16 protein-coding genes, 1 tRNA gene and 1 pseudogene are annotated in these 16487 nt (G+C 50.1%); 3 read left to right on the forward strand and 15 right to left on the reverse strand.

Annotated elements, in window-relative coordinates; all coding sequences use genetic code 11:
• Window positions 1-6: 6 nt before the first annotated feature.
• Both tadA and AOA63_RS10665 read right to left on the reverse strand, forming a co-directional pair.
• Window positions 7-510 (reverse strand): tRNA adenosine(34) deaminase TadA, encoded by a 504-nt coding sequence (gene tadA, locus AOA63_RS10660; protein ID WP_347474784.1) that lies wholly within the window; start codon window positions 508-510, stop codon window positions 7-9.
• Window positions 478-553, reverse strand: a tRNA-Arg gene (locus AOA63_RS10665). Before AOA63_RS10665 ends, tadA begins: the two co-directional genes overlap by 33 nt.
• Before the next feature lie 291 nt (window positions 554-844).
• On the opposite strand from AOA63_RS10665, the gene AOA63_RS19975 reads away from it, so the two are divergent.
• Entirely contained in the window at window positions 845-982 is a 138-nt protein-coding gene (locus AOA63_RS19975) for a hypothetical protein (protein ID WP_197648388.1), read from the forward strand.
• Window positions 983-2014: 1032 nt separating this feature from the next.
• On the opposite strand, the gene AOA63_RS10675 is transcribed toward AOA63_RS19975, so the two are convergent.
• On the reverse strand, window positions 2015-3046 hold the full coding sequence (locus tag AOA63_RS10675; protein ID WP_053959679.1) for an MFS transporter: 1032 nt from the start codon (window positions 3044-3046) through the stop codon (window positions 2015-2017).
• 119 nt (window positions 3047-3165) lie between these two features.
• On the opposite strand from AOA63_RS10675, the pseudogene AOA63_RS10680 reads away from it, so the two are divergent.
• Window positions 3166-3590, forward strand: a pseudogene (locus AOA63_RS10680) (DUF4277 domain-containing protein); the annotation flags it as partial.
• A 108-nt stretch (window positions 3591-3698) separates the two neighbouring features.
• Here the strand turns inward: AOA63_RS10680 and lipB are convergent.
• From lipB to AOA63_RS10740, 12 genes are all read right to left on the reverse strand, one after another.
• A complete protein-coding gene (gene lipB / locus AOA63_RS10685; RefSeq protein ID WP_053959681.1) occupies window positions 3699-4385 on the reverse strand; it encodes a lipoyl(octanoyl) transferase LipB in 687 nt (228 codons plus the stop codon).
• On the reverse strand, window positions 4382-5278 hold the full coding sequence (gene lipA, locus AOA63_RS10690) for a lipoyl synthase (RefSeq protein ID WP_053959682.1): 897 nt from the start codon (window positions 5276-5278) through the stop codon (window positions 4382-4384). Before lipA ends, lipB begins: the two co-directional genes overlap by 4 nt.
• 55 nt (window positions 5279-5333) lie before the next feature.
• Complete coding sequence (locus AOA63_RS10695) at window positions 5334-6671, reverse strand: dihydrolipoamide acetyltransferase family protein (RefSeq protein WP_053959683.1); 1338 nt, start codon at window positions 6669-6671, stop codon at window positions 5334-5336.
• A 42-nt stretch (window positions 6672-6713) separates the two neighbouring features.
• Window positions 6714-7697 (reverse strand): alpha-ketoacid dehydrogenase subunit beta, encoded by a 984-nt coding sequence (locus tag AOA63_RS10700; protein ID WP_053960675.1) that lies wholly within the window; start codon window positions 7695-7697, stop codon window positions 6714-6716.
• 99 nt (window positions 7698-7796) lie between these two features.
• Window positions 7797-8774, reverse strand: a complete 978-nt coding sequence (locus AOA63_RS10705; protein WP_278276977.1) for a thiamine pyrophosphate-dependent dehydrogenase E1 component subunit alpha — start codon at window positions 8772-8774, stop codon at window positions 7797-7799.
• Between the two features lie 45 nt (window positions 8775-8819).
• A complete protein-coding gene (locus AOA63_RS10710; RefSeq protein ID WP_053959684.1) occupies window positions 8820-9827 on the reverse strand; it encodes a thiamine pyrophosphate-dependent dehydrogenase E1 component subunit alpha in 1008 nt (335 codons plus the stop codon).
• 44 nt (window positions 9828-9871) lie between these two features.
• On the reverse strand, window positions 9872-11278 hold the full coding sequence (gene lpdA, locus AOA63_RS10715) for a dihydrolipoyl dehydrogenase (protein ID WP_053959685.1): 1407 nt from the start codon (window positions 11276-11278) through the stop codon (window positions 9872-9874).
• 42 nt (window positions 11279-11320) lie between these two features.
• Window positions 11321-12919, reverse strand: a complete 1599-nt coding sequence (locus AOA63_RS10720; protein ID WP_053959686.1) for a gamma-glutamyltransferase family protein — start codon at window positions 12917-12919, stop codon at window positions 11321-11323.
• A gap of 95 nt (window positions 12920-13014) precedes the next feature.
• Window positions 13015-13761 (reverse strand): PIG-L deacetylase family protein, encoded by a 747-nt coding sequence (locus tag AOA63_RS10725; protein ID WP_053959687.1) that lies wholly within the window; start codon window positions 13759-13761, stop codon window positions 13015-13017.
• A 3-nt stretch (window positions 13762-13764) separates the two neighbouring features.
• Complete coding sequence (locus AOA63_RS10730) at window positions 13765-14127, reverse strand: nucleotide pyrophosphohydrolase (protein WP_053959688.1); 363 nt, start codon at window positions 14125-14127, stop codon at window positions 13765-13767.
• Window positions 14128-14136: 9 nt separating this feature from the next.
• Window positions 14137-15177, reverse strand: coding sequence for an NADH:flavin oxidoreductase/NADH oxidase (locus AOA63_RS10735; protein WP_053959689.1), 1041 nt, complete (start codon window positions 15175-15177; stop codon window positions 14137-14139).
• An 89-nt stretch (window positions 15178-15266) separates the two neighbouring features.
• The gene (locus AOA63_RS10740) at window positions 15267-15740 is read right to left on the reverse strand and encodes a 23S rRNA (pseudouridine(1915)-N(3))-methyltransferase RlmH (protein ID WP_242848378.1); all 474 of its coding nucleotides are present in this window, start codon (window positions 15738-15740) and stop codon (window positions 15267-15269) included.
• Window positions 15741-16020: 280 nt separating this feature from the next.
• Here AOA63_RS10740 and AOA63_RS10745 point away from each other — a divergent pair, with 280 nt between their 5' ends.
• Window positions 16021-16353, forward strand: coding sequence for a hypothetical protein (locus AOA63_RS10745; protein ID WP_053959691.1), 333 nt, complete (start codon window positions 16021-16023; stop codon window positions 16351-16353).
• Window positions 16354-16487: the final 134 nt, after the last annotated feature.

The raw sequence follows: 16487 nt of genomic DNA on the forward strand, positions 1-16487 counted from the left end.
ATCCGGTTACCGCCGGGCACGAAAAAATTCTCGTAAAAGATTTTGTGCCGCTTCCTGTTGAAGACCTGACATCACTTCAACTTGATGGTTTAATCGCGCATCATTTAGCGTCTGATATAGACTATGCACTGCCCCACCTTTGGGATCAGGCGTTGCATAAATCAGCCGATCAATCCGGCTCAAAAGAATCGCTCCTGCACACATTATACAAGGCTCAAGGGTAACCAGCAATGTCGTTCCATTAAGTCGCCATCCACCCAATTTCTGGGCAGCTTCGCGAATAACCAATAATTCTGCATGTGCCGTGGGATCATGGTCCTGTTCTCGACGGTTATGGTTTTTTGCTAGAACCGTACCGTCGTCGCGAATTAAGACCGCTCCAACCGGGACTTCCCCCGATTGAGCGGCGTTTTTGGCTTCCTGTAGGGCCAGCTCCATAAAGGGTTCATAATCTAGCGTGACACAATCCCCATTTTTTGGTGCGCCCGGGAGGACTCGAACCACCGACACAAGGTTTAGGAAACCTCTGCTCTATCCCCTGAGCTACGGGCGCAGATTCTTGACCTTGCACAACGATTAATATTACCGGGCCTCACTGTTCGTGTCAAGACAAAGTGCCTCGACTTTTCTGGTCAAAGACATCGACATTTTATGAAAAACACGTTATCGTGCAAGTATCTCGCGTTTACCCGTCATCTTTTTTTAGAATATGGGGAACTTATAAGGGGGATGTATGATGAAAGTGATTGTCTATACGCAACCGGGCTGACACGCGTGTACCGAGGAGAAAGCGTGGCTTTCCCAACAGCATGTCGAGTTTGAAGAGCGCAACATTCGTCATAATGTGTCCTACATCGATGAAGTCGTGGCTTTAGGTTCGCAAGCGACTCCGACTACGGTCATTGAAGATGATAACGGACAACAACATGTCGTGATCGGCTTTCAAATTCGTAGTCTTAAAGAACATCTAAAATTATCCTAAACTACAGGGGAACTTTTCAAAGCCCGCCGTCATTCGGTCGGGCTATTTTTTGGGGTCTCATCTCGTGATATTCTATATATGTATATTAGATTCTTCATAATACATATTATGAATGACGGTCATGGAACTGGGTTCCCCACCGGCTGCAAACCGGTTGGCAGTCTCGGGTAGAGATTGGTTGGGTTCGATTCCCAATGACCGTCTCCATTATTCGCATATTCTCACACTCCAAGTTTTAAGGCTAATCATTAGTCACATCTTTTGCGCTACGTTAACTCTTATGAATAGCATCACATCGCTAGGAATATCTCGCAAAGAAGTTACCGGTTATGTCGACTTTTGATTTTAGGGATAAATAGCCTATTCTGGGCCAGAATCGACTTCAGCAGAAATAATCATTTTATCAACTAACAATTCTATAGAGTGGCGCCTCATTTCCTGAGCAGCTCCAGCTAAATTACACGGGCTCGTATGCGCCAGATGTTGATTCGAGCCTCAGCGGGCCAGAGGCTTCCGTTAACATGGGATCCGGAAATAGGGCATGGCACTGATCTATGAGGACTTGGCTTGCCATGGCGATCCCCTTGCTTGATAGCGGTCATCCACAATTTCAAACAAATCCTAACATTCGGCCACGTTGGCATGGTAAAGCCCCCATCATCCCCGAGTAAGAGATCCCGGCGGGCTAATCCTTGGAGCCAGGCTAATAAGCGACCGTCTTGCTTAGAGACTTGGGCTTCGCCAAGAAGACGGGGCAACCGATAATATCACACGCTCATCGCGCGGCGGCATGCACCGTGTGCCAGGGCAGATAAGACGAAAAGATTTCCAACACCGCTCGCATCCCTAAATATTACGCTGATTCGATTTAAGTGAAATTCAATCGGTGAAACGGTCGGGTAAGTAGGATAGTCACTACTCCGACAAAGCCTAGTGCAGCAAATACTAAAACCGCCGATTGCACCCCAAGCAGATGGGCCAAAATCCCCGAACAAAAGTAACTAATGCTTGACACGCCTGCCGAAGCGGCCACTAAAAAGGCACGCACGCGCCTAATTTGTCTTTGGGCGTATATTGTTGAAGAATAGTGGTAAAAGGAATGTTAAATAAACTGATTGCCCCGCCCACAAATATCAAGGCGATGACACTGTAGTATATATAGCCACTTAAACCAAAAACGACCATAAATACCGATTCACTAACGGTTGCCACTCCTAAGTAAAGCGGCAGCAACGAGCCGGCAATGCGTAGTTTACTGAACACCAATCCGCACAAGATTCCTCCTCCCGTTACTGCTATCTCCAAGTAGGCGTACTGTTGAGCGCCGCCATGGAGGACATCTAACGCGTAGGGGGCCTCCAAAGTAATAGTGGGTGTAATCGCTATGTTGGAGAATAGCGCCAAACCAAGCACAGCAAACAACCATTTGTGGCGCAAGACAAAAGATATACCTTCAATCCAGTTAGCAATAAATCCTGTTTTGCGGATGGTTGCCACATTGTCGTTCTTTATCCGCAAACTCCAGAGCAGACCGAATCCAATAAAGTAGCCAAAGCTCTCGAAAAAAAGAATATGGCCTATACGAAGGAAGGACGCCATAACACCTCCCAAAGCCAATCCAATCATGCTACCAAACTGATAAACAAGACTTATCAGGGCATTCGCTCGTGATAAATCCTTCTCTTCAACGATGTCTAGAATCAACTTTGTACTGGCGAGTTCATACATTACCCCTAGGGCTACCAAAATCATCGACATCAAAATGAGCCACAGCAAGGATATGTGAACGAGGGTAATCAACAAACCGAACGCCAGTAGTAAACAGCCTCGTGCAAATATCATGGTTTGCATCAATTGTTTAGATTCAATATGGTCTGCTACAGGGCCCAACAACAGATTAAAAACAAATCGCGAAAAGTACGTCAATGCAATGAGCACGGCTAGGTATGTGACGCCGATCTCTTTCGAATAGACCCAGTAAATCGCAATGTACGTCAAGTTGGACCCTAGAACATTTATCACGCTAGCAAAAAAGAGCCGACTAAATTGACTATTAATTATCACACTTAACCTCACAATGGATCGTATGGTGAGAGCGTCAAGCTCGTCGTAGGGCAATCTTTCCAAATCGTTGTAGCTAACTGCATCATTCTGTTTTCATAGTACAGTATTCACGGGGGTAATTGCTAAAGTCACACGTATCCCTTCGGACACTAGTTTTGGAAGTCATCCGTACCCTCTGTGATGAAGTCGGATTCGTCAACTCGGTGAATCAGACGGTTGCCTGGGATCTACAGCGTTGCCACCTGTCGCCCGGAGAAAGGATTTTCGCACTCGTCCTCAATTTGCTCACAGCTCGCCAACCACTGTATCGCGTACACGAGCCATGTCAGTTGACCGATGTGCCCTTGTTGTTTGGAGTCGGGTGCACCACGGACGATTATGATGCTCTCGGACGGACTCTGGACAAAGTTGCCGCCGCCGACGACGTCAGCATCTTCAGTGCCGTCGCTGCGCGGGCTCTCTTACACGACCACGTGTGGACGCCGGATAGCCCGCCCGGTGTTTTGTGCACTGGGATAGTACGACCCGCTCAGTCTATGGCACGGTTTTAACATTGTCCACCTCCTCAACGATTCAATGCGGCTGTGATTACGCATGTCAAAAACCGCCTGTCATGCTTAACAGGCGGTTTTATTCACCGGGAACTCAATGATCAGGAGGCATAATCGATGAGTGAAGACAGCGACACCTCTTCAAAATCAATCTCAAAGACCGAAGAAAGATGCTGAACGACGGTCGGTTTCACCTCATCTAATGTCAAATGTTTACCCAGTATTTTTTCCATGGACGTAACCCCCTTATCCTGGATTCCACAGGGAATGATCCCAGAAAAATGCTCAAGATTGGGCGCAACATTTAACGCGAAGCCATGCTGCGTAATCCAACGGCTCGCTTTGACACCAATCGCCGCAATTTTTTCATCGCCCACCCAAACACCCGTATTAGGCGGGTAACGTCCAGCCGTGATGCCAAAGTCTCCGAGAGCCCTGATTAACGCTTCTTCCAGATTGCGTAAATATTGGTGCAAATCACGCCCGTACCGGGTCAGGTTTAAAATTGGATAGCCGACCAATTGGCCTGGACCGTGATAGGTGATATCCCCCCCACGGTCGACCTCAACGAACGCAATGCCTTCCTGAGCGCGTTTGGCTTCATCCCAGACCAAATTTTGATAAGATCCGTGAGCGCCTTTGCCGAGCGTATAGACTGGAGGATGCTCAACAAGCAAGAGAACATCGGGGATTTGGTTTTGAAACAGCGCCTGGCCGATACGGCGCTGCAAATCCCAAGCCTTGCGATATTCCATCTTGCCGAGATCCACCACAACTCCGGAATTCATCGACTAACCTCAGGAACTTGTGATGCGGCATGATAGGAACTGCGGACCAAAGGTCCCGATTCCACATGCGCAAATCCTAATGCTAAGGCTTCCTCTTTAATCTCGGCAAATTCTTCCGGCGTGTAGTAACGTTCTACGGGCAAATGCTTCATATCCGGCCTTAAATATTGCCCCACCGTCAGGACATCGACTTGATTAGCACGCATATCCACAAAGACCTGGTGGATTTCCTCGCGCGTCTCGCCAAGGCCCACCATAATTCCAGACTTGGTGACAATCGTCGGGTCCTGTTCTTTAATCCGGCGTAAGAATTCCATGGTTCGTTCATACTGGGCTTTGGGACGGACATGCCGGTACAAACGAGGAACAGTTTCCGTATTATGGTTAAAGATTTCCGGATGGGCTTTGACTACTGTTTGTAACGCATCCCAATTTCCCATGAAGTCAGGGGTTAGAACCTCAATACTGCACTCTGGTACTCGCTCACGAATCGCCCTAATGGTTGCCGCGAAAATCGCCGCGCCCCCATCTTCTACATCGTCACGGGTCACAGAGGTAATCACCACATGCCGAAGACCCATGTGTTCTACCGTTTCCGCCACCCGCTTGGGTTCTTCCCAGTCGAGATGGGTGGGACGGCCCGTCGTGATGGCACAAAAGCCGCAATTGCGGGTGCAAATATCCCCAAGAATCAAGAATGTTGCCGTTCGGCTTTCCCAGCATTCGTAAATATTGGGGCATAAAGCTTCTTCACAGACCGTGTGCAATGTCTGTTCGCGCATCAAGTTTTTCAGATCGAGATAATTTTTTCCCTGTGTCAACCGGACTTTCAGCCACGGTGGCAACGGTTTCGATGGCGCTTTGCGGTCCGAGTGTAACGGTAATGGTTCCATGTCTTCGGACCTCCTTTCCCTAAATCCCTCTCCAGCCAATGTCTACCTGCTCATCTTAATATATCGATGTGGACGGGCCAATGGCTTCAAGATTTTCTTTGACCAACCGGACAAATTTTCCGGCTTCAGCCCCATCCACCACCCGGTGATCAAAGGAAATGCAGATATTCATCATGGGCCGAATCGCCACCATATCCTGAATCACAACCGGGCGTTTGACGATGGATTCCATGGTAATGATTCCGACTTCTGGCGCGTTGATAATCGGATAGGTTAAGACGGTGCCAATGGCCCCGGTATTGTCGACGGTAAAGGTCCCTCCTGTCAAATCATCCATGGTCAGACGTCCTGTCCGGGCCCGCTTGACGAGATCTTGCGACGCTTTAGCCAATCCCACAATATTCTTTTGATCAGCATCTTTAATAACCGGGACCACTAAACCCCGGTCCGTGGCGGTAGCCATGCCGATGTTAATCCGCTTTTTCATCACAACGCTGTCGCCATTCCATTGCGCATTCATTTCCGGGACCGCTTTAAGCGCTTGGACCACCGCGCGCAGCATAAATGGCATGTAGGTTAAGGATACCCCTTCTTTAGCTTTGAATGCGTCCTTCAACTGTTCGCGCAAAGCCACGAGGCCACTTACATCGACTTCCATCATCAGCCAGGCATGGGGAACCGTTGTCTTTGACCGCACCATTCGCTCGGCAATGACCTTGCGGATGGAGGAGAGTGGGATAATCTCATCTTCTGGATCGATGACGGCGGGCGCACCATTGACGACGGAAACGGATCCCATAGCCGGAGCAGGCTGTTGTGGCGCAGGCTTTTCAACCACCGGCGCTTCGTGTTCACTTCTGCTGACCTTAGGCGCCTCAGCTTGTTTAGCCACCGCATTCAATATATCTTGGCGGGTCACCCTTCCTTTGGCGCCCGAACCCGTAATAGTATCGGGATTAATGTGATTTTCCATAGCCAACCGGCGCACCGCAGGAGAATACCGTCCCCGCAATGATTCACTGGCAACCTCGGTAGTCTCCCCGCTTGAAGCACCAGAGGGGACGGTCTTGTTTGGAGTTGGCGTGCTATCCCCTTGCGATGTGGGTGCTGTTTGCTGGGTGTCTGCTGTAGCGCTATGATCACCCGTCTCTTCGCCCTCGACCGTAATTTCGCAGATGGGCGTCCCTACGGCAACGGTTTGACCCTCTTCCACCAAAATTTTGCTGACGGTACCGCCAACGGGAGCCGGAACCTCGGCATTGACTTTGTCCGTCAACACCTCAAGCAACGACTCGTATTTTTCGACCGGATCGCCCACTTTTTTTAACCACTGTCCGATCGTCCCTTCGGTTACTGACTCCCCTAATTGCGGCATCAATACGACTTCTGCCATTGTTCTCCTCCTTGCGTTCCAAGGTCGTGAGTCCGATCCTGGTTAAAATTTCGCTAAATCTCTCGCGGCCTCGGTAATTTTGTCAGTCGTCACCATAAAGGCGTGCTCTAACGGCGGACTATAGGGCATGGCTGGTACGTCGGGACCCGCTAGCCGTCGAATGGGTGCGTCCAGATAGAACAGGGCATGCTCAGCAATAAGCGCACTCACTTCGCCACCGACTCCCCCTGTTAAGTTGTCCTCATGAACAATGAGCACTTTTCCTGTTTTTTTGGCCGTATCCAAAATCATTTCCACGTCCAAAGGTCGAATTGTGCGCAAATCGAGAACTTCAACTGAAATTCCTTCCTGCTCCAGGGTTTCCGCAGCCTTCAAAGCATACGTCACGGTTAAACCGTAGGTGATGATGGACAAATCTTTTCCTGTCCGTTTGAGATCGGCCTTGCCAATAGGAATTAGATATCGTTCCTCAGGCACTTCCCCTTTTAGCGAGCGGTAGGCAGCCTTGTGCTCAAAATAGAGAACGGGATCTTCATCTTCAATAGCCGCCGCCAGCAAACCTTTGGCATCATAGGGAGTGCTAGGGATAACCACTTTGAGGCCCGGCACATGCGCAAAAAATGCTTCGACACTCTGCGAATGGTATAAGGCGCCGTGCACTCCGCCTCCAAAAGGCGCACGAATCACCATGGGCACTCCAAAGGCTCCATTCGAGCGGTACCGGATACGTGCTGCTTCCTGAATAATTTGGTTCATGGCAGGAAAAATAAAGTCAGCAAACTGAATTTCAGGGATAGGTCTCAACCCGTTGACTGCGGCGCCAATAGCGGTTCCTACGATAGCCGCCTCCGCCAGCGGGGAGTCGATGACCCTCTCTTCTCCAAATTCTTTTTGCAATCCTTCGGTAACACGAAACACGCCACCCCGTACACCCACATCTTCTCCATAAATGATAATGCGGCTATCCCGACGCATTTCTTGTCGTAACGTTTCCCGGATTGCTTCTAAATAACTCATCACGGCCATTGTGACTCCCGGCATCATGAACCCATTTCCCTATTTCGCCGGGGCTACCCTCCTTCTGGTGATTGCTCATATGAGCATCCAAGGGAAATGAGTGAAAATTTATTCGGCGTAAACATACCGTCCTAATGTACTGGGATCGGGTAATGGAGCCTTCTCGGCAAAATCCGTGGCATCATTGACCTCGTCCTTAATCCGTTGCTGCATGGCTTTGAGTTCATCTGGCGTCATAATCTTTTCATCCAGCAACCGTTTTTCAAAAGTAATAACGGGATCTCGCTTCTTCCATTCCGCCACTTCTTCCCGGGATCTATAAGCCCGGTCGTCATCATCACTCGAATGCGGAACAAAGCGGTAAGTTTTGGCCTCAATTAACGTCGGCCCTTCACCGCGTCGTGCCCGTTCCACGGCTTCAGCAGTCACTTCATAGACCTTGACCGGGTCATTGCCATCGACGATGACCCCCGGCATGCCATAGCCTTGGGCCCGGGCAGCCACATCCATAATGGCCATTTGCTTCCGTGCCGGGACCGAAATGGCATATCCATTATTTTCGTTGAGAAAAATGACAGGAAGTTTGTGAACTGCCGCAAAATTCAACGCTTCATGGAATTCACCTTGACTCGTTGAGCCTTCCCCAAAGGAAGCCATTGCCACCCGACCATCTTTGAGAATTTTCGAAGCCAGTGCCAGACCCGTCGCATGCACATCCTGGGTTGCCACCACAGACCCAGTCGTAAAAATGTGCCGCCGTTTGAGTCCCCAGTGGGCAGGCATCTGCCGTCCTCCGGAATTGGGATCATCAGCGCGTCCCAACAAGTGCAACATGACTTCACGCGGCGTCTCCCCATAAGCTAAGACCATTGCTAAATCCCGGTAATAGGGAACAATCCAGTCTTCGCCGCGGTTTAAAGCCATCACCGACCCGACTTGGGCGGCTTCATGGCCATTGGCCGAGTATACTACTGGCGCCCGGCCTTGGCGGTTTAAAATCCACATCCGATCATCCAAGGCCCGTGATAACGCCATATAATAATACATTTCCTTCAACAGTTCGGGAGTTAAATTAATACTAGCCACAACTTCCCCACTCCTTTCGCAATCCCCGCCAGATTTTATCCTTATTTAGGATGACGGCGGTGAAAAATAGACATGATCCATCAAGGTCTTGGGATCAGGATCTTCCGCATTTAACGCGTAATCCGTGGCATCATCCACGATTTGGCGCACCTGGTGAAGAAGCTCCTGTTCTTGCTGATCATCCCACTGCCCTTGATTAGTGAGCCATTGCCGAAAAACCACCAGGGGATCATCAGCTTTTTCCCGGGCTAATTCCCCTTCAGGACGGTACGTCTTGTCGTCGTCGTCACTGGAATGCGGAGTATAACGGTGTGTTTTGGCCTCAATAAGTGTCGGCCCTTCCCCAAGAAGTGCTCTTTCGCGCGCAGCCAACGTCGCTTCATAGACCGCGAGGGGATCCGACCCTTGAACCACCACTCCTGGAATCCCATATCCTTGCGCCTTATCGGCCACATTTAATACCGCCATTTGATGGGCTTGGGGCACCGATATGGCATATCCATTGTTTTCTACCACGACAATCAACGGCAATTTGTGCACCGCAGCAAAATTTAAGGCTTCGTGAAATTCACCCTGACTCGTTGAGCCTTCACCCAAAAACACCGCGGCAATGCCGGGTTGGTGGCGTAATTTAATCGCCAAGGCCAGGCCTGCAGCGTGAGTCACCTGTGTTGTAACCGGTGACGATCCTGTAAAAATCCGCTTGGCCCGGTGACCATAATGGGCAGGCATTTGGCGGCCCCCCGAGCTCGGGTCGTCCTTTTTCGCCAAAAGCCCTAACATGACTTCCCTGGGCGTCATGCCGAAAGCCAACACCACACCTAAATCGCGATAATATGGTGCAATCCAATCCACCGATGGATCTAATGCCATTGCCACACCAGCTTGTGCGCCTTCTTGTCCTTGGCAAGAAATCACAAACGGCGCCTTCCCTTGACGATTCAAAATCCACATGCGTTCGTCAAGCTTCCGACTTAGTACCATGTAATAGTACATGGTCTTTAATTTTTGCCAGTCAATGTGGAGCCCAGAGAGTGTTTCTCTCTGCGCCATGACGTCTGCCTCCCTCCCAAACCGCACGCGTCCATCGTTGTTTATTAGATATGAATGGCCATGCCATCCACTGCCAAAGCCGCTTCATGAAGCACTTCCGAAACGGTCGGATGAGCATGTACGCTTTCAGCCACTTCCCATGCTGTCGCTTCCAAAAACTTGGCCAGGGCCATCTCATTAATGAGGTCCGACGCGTGAGGACCCACGATATGTGCTCCAAGCAGCGCATCCGTTTTTTTGTCAGCGACTAATTTTACCATGCCATCGGCCTCTCCCAAAATCAGGGATTTGCCATTGGCGCGAAATGGGAATATGCCCACTTTCACTTCATAACCTTGCGTCCTGGCTTCTTGCTCACTGAGGCCCACGGATGCGACTTCGGGACGGGAATAAGTGACCCGCGGAACCCGGTGTGGATTGAGCAATTCAGGATTTTTACCGGCAATCGTCTCGACAGCAATCATGCCTTCATGGGCCGCCACGTGCGCTAACAAATATCCTCCAATCACATCGCCGATGGCATAGACGTGGGGGACATTGGTGCGGTAGTGATCATCCACGACAATAAAGCCGCGTTGGATCTCGACACCGACGTCTTCTAATCCCAGATTTTCCGTGACAGCTTTGCGGCCAATAGCCACTAATAGGACATCGCCATCGACTGGGACTCGACTTTGATCGGCTTTTACGACGTCTGCATGAATTTTGTTGTCTTCAATCTTCAATGAAGATGGATCAAAACTTGCAGAGGTGTAAATCTTAATGCCGCGCCGGGTTAACAGCTTGGTTAATTGCTCAGCCACTTCTTCATCATCTTGCGGTAAAATATGCGGTAACATTTCCACAATGGTGACCTGAGAGCCAAAATCATTGTACATGGAAGCAAACTCCACGCCAATAGCGCCCCCGCCTAAAATGACCACCGAGGACGGGATATCGGAACGACTTAACACATCATCCGAGCTTAAAACCCGCTGACCATCAAAAGGTACATTCGGTAATTGGCGCGGAACAGAACCTGTGGCAATGAGAATATCCTTAGCCTCTAAGAGGGTAGTTGTGCCGTCTTGAGCTAACACTTCAACCCGCTGAGCTCCTTTAAGCCGTCCGTAGCCTTCAAATACACTCACTTTGTTCTTTTTCAACAAAAACTGTACGCCCCGGTACAGTTGATCGACGACTTTGTTCTTTCTCGCTACCGCTTTGGGATAATCTAATGCCACGTCTTGAGCTACAAGCCCATAATCGCCCGCATGTTTAAAGGTATGTAGCACTTCTGCCGTGTTCAACAAGGCTTTAGTGGGAATACACCCCTGGTGCAAGCAGGTTCCTCCCACCTTTGCTTTATCAACCAAAGCGGTTTTAAGTCCTAATTGGGCGGCACGAATGGCGGCAACATATCCGCCGGTGCCACCGCCCAATACAATGAGATCAAATTGCGTTTCTGCCATGATGATAGAGGTCCTCCTCATCTTCGTCTGTGTCTTTTGCCCTTAATACCCTAAGGTTTGGCCAATGCCACGAGGATCCGATGCGCCGACCCAATTTCCAGAACGCCGCATAATCACTTGTGCCGATCCGCCCCCGCTTAACGGTCCAAGAACGCGCACATTGTGACCGCGCTTTCGCAAATCGTCGATCACGTGAGGAGCAAAACGTGATTCCAGGGCCACATAGGATTGTTGACTTAGGGTATGGGCATCGGTCGCTGGTCCAATCGTTAGCCTCGGAGCGCTCACCGCCTCATGGGGTAAGGCCTGTGCTTGCAATAAATCGAGTAGAATCATCAAATTCCATTGTGGTTGTCCGTCCCCTCCTGGGGTATTGCCAGCTAGATAGAATTGATCTCCCGAGGTAACAATATAGGTGTTTAAGGTGTGCATAGGCCGTTTCCCTGGAGTTGCTTGATTGGGGTGCCCCACAATCCGGTTAAAGGACCGACCAGCACGATTATTTAAAAAGAAACCGCGTTGGGGCACGAAAACATACGACCCGAAGGACAGAGCCAGACTATGAATAAATGAGACCACGTGTCCCTCGTCGTCCACCGCTAATAAGGAGGTGGTGTCCCCCTCTTTCAGATGGGTGTCAATGGACGAGGCCCGCGATGAGATGCCCGCCCGCCGTTTGTCAATCCACTGTTCCGTTAATAATTGGTACGGATCGAAATGCTGCCAGAGCGGATCTCCAAGGTATTCACGGCGGTCATAAAAAGCCCAGCGGAGGGATTCAATTACCCGGTGAACGTTAGACCCCGTTTGCCGCCAATCCTTGGGAAAATCTGGTCCCAGCATAGCCAGTGCCTCTAACATGACAACTCCTTGCGAGGGCGGCGGTGTCTGATAGATGGTATAAGGTCCGAAAGACAGCGAAAGCGGTTTGGCCGTTTCGGTTTCATGCGTATGAAGATCCCTATAGTCAAGAAAGCCACCGGCTTCTGCGACCGCCTGGACAATGTCATGAGCGATCTCTCCCCGGTAAAAACCATCTCGACCTTGTTCCTGAAGAAGCTGCAAGGTGTTTGCCAACGCGGGCTGCTTCAGTAATTCTCCTTCAGCAAGCGGTTGGCCCTGGGGGAAAAATACGCTTTGACAAGACGGCGCCTCTTCTTGCAACACCGTCATCTCCTGAAGAGATTGCGCTAAGCGGGTATCGACCGGAAACCCCTCTTCCGCCAATCTTTTGGCCGGTTCGATAACCAGCGACCACGGAAGGCGACCCCCATCTTGGTGCAAGCGCCAATATAAATCGAGGGCTCCCGGGACAGAAACCGATGCGCCTTGATGGAGCGGTAACGTGAGCGACTTGGGAAGTTTCGACTCATCATATCCTATGGGCAACCATCCACTCCCTAAATAGGCTGTGATCTCGCGATTAGGAGCTTGATAGAGAACGAATGCTTCCCCTCCGAGTCCCGCCATATCCGGCATTAATACCCCGGTAGCAAAGGCCATGGCAATGGCCGCATCCACTGCATTACCACCTTGATGCAGCATCTTTAGTCCGGCTTGACTAGCCAAGGGATGCCCTGATGCCACCATAGCATGGGACGCCCACACACTGGCGTTCGGACACTGAGCCTTTACATTCATACTCTCCATCCTTTCAGACTATTAGTAGCCTACCGCTTTGCTCTACCCCTGGCAAGCCTGGTTATTTTACAAAATATTGCCCCCATTCTGGTATTTTAACAGCGCCAGGTATAGGCATTAAAGTGCAAATGATGGGGCGTTAACACTTTAAACGGTTCCGCGCGTTTGGCTCCAATCTTTTGCCCATTTTCTTCGGCGTATAATGTCAAATACATCATCAGCTGAGGCCCTAGCGGGGGGCCAAACTGGCTTTCATGAGCCGCCAACGCGGCTAATTTCAGATCAAAGGTCTCGGTAACATCGATATAGGTGTTGGGCCAGGCACTCCCATAAAATGCAATAGCCGGGGAGGATACTGGCGTAACGCTTTGGGCGAAGGCACGGGCAAAAGGCGCCATAATCACGCCCGTGGCCACAGCATGCCCCAAGGTGCGGTGATCAGGATGGGCTTCATAAGGCAACCACGGATCGGGGGCCATCACGAAATCCGGTTGATATTCTCGAATCACTTTCAACACGTCTTGTTGGAGTGCTTTTTCATGATCTCTGAGCAACGTATCGGGATACTCCCAAAAAATAATAGGGCCATCCCCCAAGATTTGCAAAGCGTGCCGCTGTTCTTGCTGGCGTAACCGTGTTAGCTCACCGGCTGCCATCTGGGGATCGTCACTGCCTGCATCTCCCTTCGTAGCAATGACGTAAATCACTTCACATCCTTGCCGTCTTAGGCGCGCAATGGTGGCACCTGCCCCCACCTCGTTGTCATCGGGGTGGGGAGCAAAAGCCACCAGTCTTTTTGCCTGCAACAAATCGGGAATGGGCAGTAACGAGGATAAATCCATAATCTACCCGCCTTTCTGAACATCGAAATGACTGGGGTTTGCACTCTCAGCAGATTTTTTCGTCCACCGATTTTGATCCCGCGTTTGAAATTTGGTCATGACGGCTTGAAAAACGTCCGTTAAATCCAGGTGCAGGGAATTGGCGAAGGACACCAAAACAAACAGCATGTCCCCCAGTTCCATAGCAATGGATCCATCGGGCTCTGAGGCCTTTTTTGGTTTTTCTCCATAAACATGGTTCACTTCACGTGCAAGCTCACCTAATTCTTCGGCCAAGCGCAAAATCATCGTCGAGGGTGAGAAATATCCTTCTTCAAACTGGCTTATCCAGGCATCAACTTGTTGCTGCATCTCTTGGATTGTCATGGCGCCATCTCACTCGTGCGCTCGCTGCACAAAGTCTTTAGGAAAGGCGCGGTCGTATTCAGGAGGCACTTGAATCGTTCCCCCTAGGGCTTGCGCTGCGAAATTGGCCCAATAAGGATTGCGCAACATTCCCCGCGCAATCGCAATCAAGTCGGCTTGCTGTTGCTCCAACACAAATTCGGCGAGTTCAGGCGTTTCCAACATGCCGACCGCAATCACCGGCACATTGAGATGCTCACGTAATGTGGCGGCATAGGGAACTTGGTACCCCGGATACATCTTGGGCACAACGGAAGCATTTCCGCCAGAAGAAATATCAAACATATCGACACCATGATCGCGGTAAACCTGAGCCATTTTTTCAAGCGCCAGGAAATCATAGCCCCCATCAACATACTCGGTCGCTGACAGTCGCATGATCAGAGGCATACCGTGAGGTATGTGACTTTTGACCGATTCAATCACCTCTACACCAAAACGGGTCGGTTCTCCATAAACATCGCTACGACGATTGGATAAGGGCGACATAAACTGGTGAATCAAATACCCATGCGCTCCATGAATTTCGATGGTATCGACCCCCGCTTTAACCGCACGCTTGGCAGCAAGCCCAAAGTTGTCGATCAAGCGGTGAATCTCATCGATGCTCAAAGCCTGGGGAACCCGGTAACGTTCTGAAAACGCAATGGCTGACGGGGCCACGGGCTTTAAACTGGGCGATTCCGTTTTGCGGCCAGCATGCGCAATTTGTATCCCAATTTTGGCACCATAACGATGAACCTGGTCAATAATCCGGCGAAATGCCGGAATTTGATCATCAGACCACAACCCTAAATCTCTTACGGTAATACGGCCATTAGGATCAACATCGGTCATTTCCATCATAATGAGACCCGTGCCCCCGACAGCGCGCGATATGTAATGAACATAATGCCACTCATTGGGCTTGCCATCTTCATCCCATACAGAGTACTGACACATGGGCGACATCATAATCCGGTTTTTTAACGTTAAATCTTTGAGGGTAAACGGTTCAAACAATTTAGCCATTTGATCTGCCTGCCTTTCTCGCTACGATGTGTTTGATCCCCAATTTTTGTCGTCAGGCCTAGCCCTTTGGACGGACTTGTCATCTTACATCAAACTTTGTGATAGGGATGATGATGAATTATGCTAAAGGCCCGGTAAATCTGTTCGACCGTAATTAACTGAGCCAGAGCATGAGGTAATGTCAAAGGTGAAAGAGACCATCGCCAATTAGCTCGCTCACGCACCCGCGGAGAGACCCCAAGGCTGCCACCGATCACAAAAACAACCGCAAAACTTTGTTCCTGATAGCGGGCTAATTGCCGGCTCAAGGCTTCAGATGTCACTTGTTGACCTTCAATATCCAAAAGAATAACAAAGTCGGTGGGGTCCAGATGTTTAGTAATCGCTTTGGCTTCGCGTTCTAGCGTTTCGCTTTCCTGACCACTTTTATAGCCAATTTCTGGCGCCACCACCCAATCAAGCGGCTGCCATGATCCAAGACGCATCCGGTATTCATCAATCATCTGGGATATCGCACGGTCTTTAGGCCGGCCCACCGTTAAAAGGCGCCAATGTTGTGCCATCACTCGCTGCCTTTCCTTGAAATAGACGAAATAAACTCCCCGCCAATATTAGTGTACCGATTTTCTCAAACAAGAACCAGATACCTCGATTTGGCTTGTACTATTGCAGGCTTTGGGGAAATAAATATGAAGTACGTGGGAAGCCAGGGACTACATGGGAGATCCAGCAGACTCTTTAATGGCAAAGACAAAGGCAGCGCTCCTATCATGGCAAAAGTTTGCTTCCCTTTTTTAGAACAAAATATAGGAAAGACGGAGAGACAGAAAGAAGGAATGTGTGATGCATGATGATAATCCGATTGAAAACCGGCAAACCGCAGCCCATGCGTTATTTTTCGCACTAGCCACCACGTTTGGCGGGGGCGCAGCCCTGCATTTAATCCGCGCGGCTTTATGGCACAAATCTCTTCCCCTCTCCGAGGTGATTACCTTTGTCTTGACTGCTTTAGCTAGCATTTTATTGTTATCGGTGATTTGGTCCGGTCGTCCCGAAAGGACATGGTCACTTAATCGCCACATTCTGTGGATTTCGGTGTTGGCAGTGGCAACAACGATTTTTGCCACCACAATCTGGCCCGTATTCTGGCACTGGGCCTTCCCTTCTCGTTATTAAGTACGTCAAGGTAATCTCGCTTCTTCCTCATCCTCCTTCCACGGTAACCATCCATTCGTTGCTCCAAGACCTTTGGGCATGATCAGAATCCTCTCGCCCGGCTCTTTCCCCTGGCGAATGTCATGAAAATCCTG

The sequence above is a fragment of the Sulfobacillus thermosulfidooxidans genome (assembly GCF_001280565.1).
Classification (GTDB): Bacteria; Bacillota; Sulfobacillia; order Sulfobacillales; family Sulfobacillaceae; genus Sulfobacillus; species Sulfobacillus thermosulfidooxidans_A.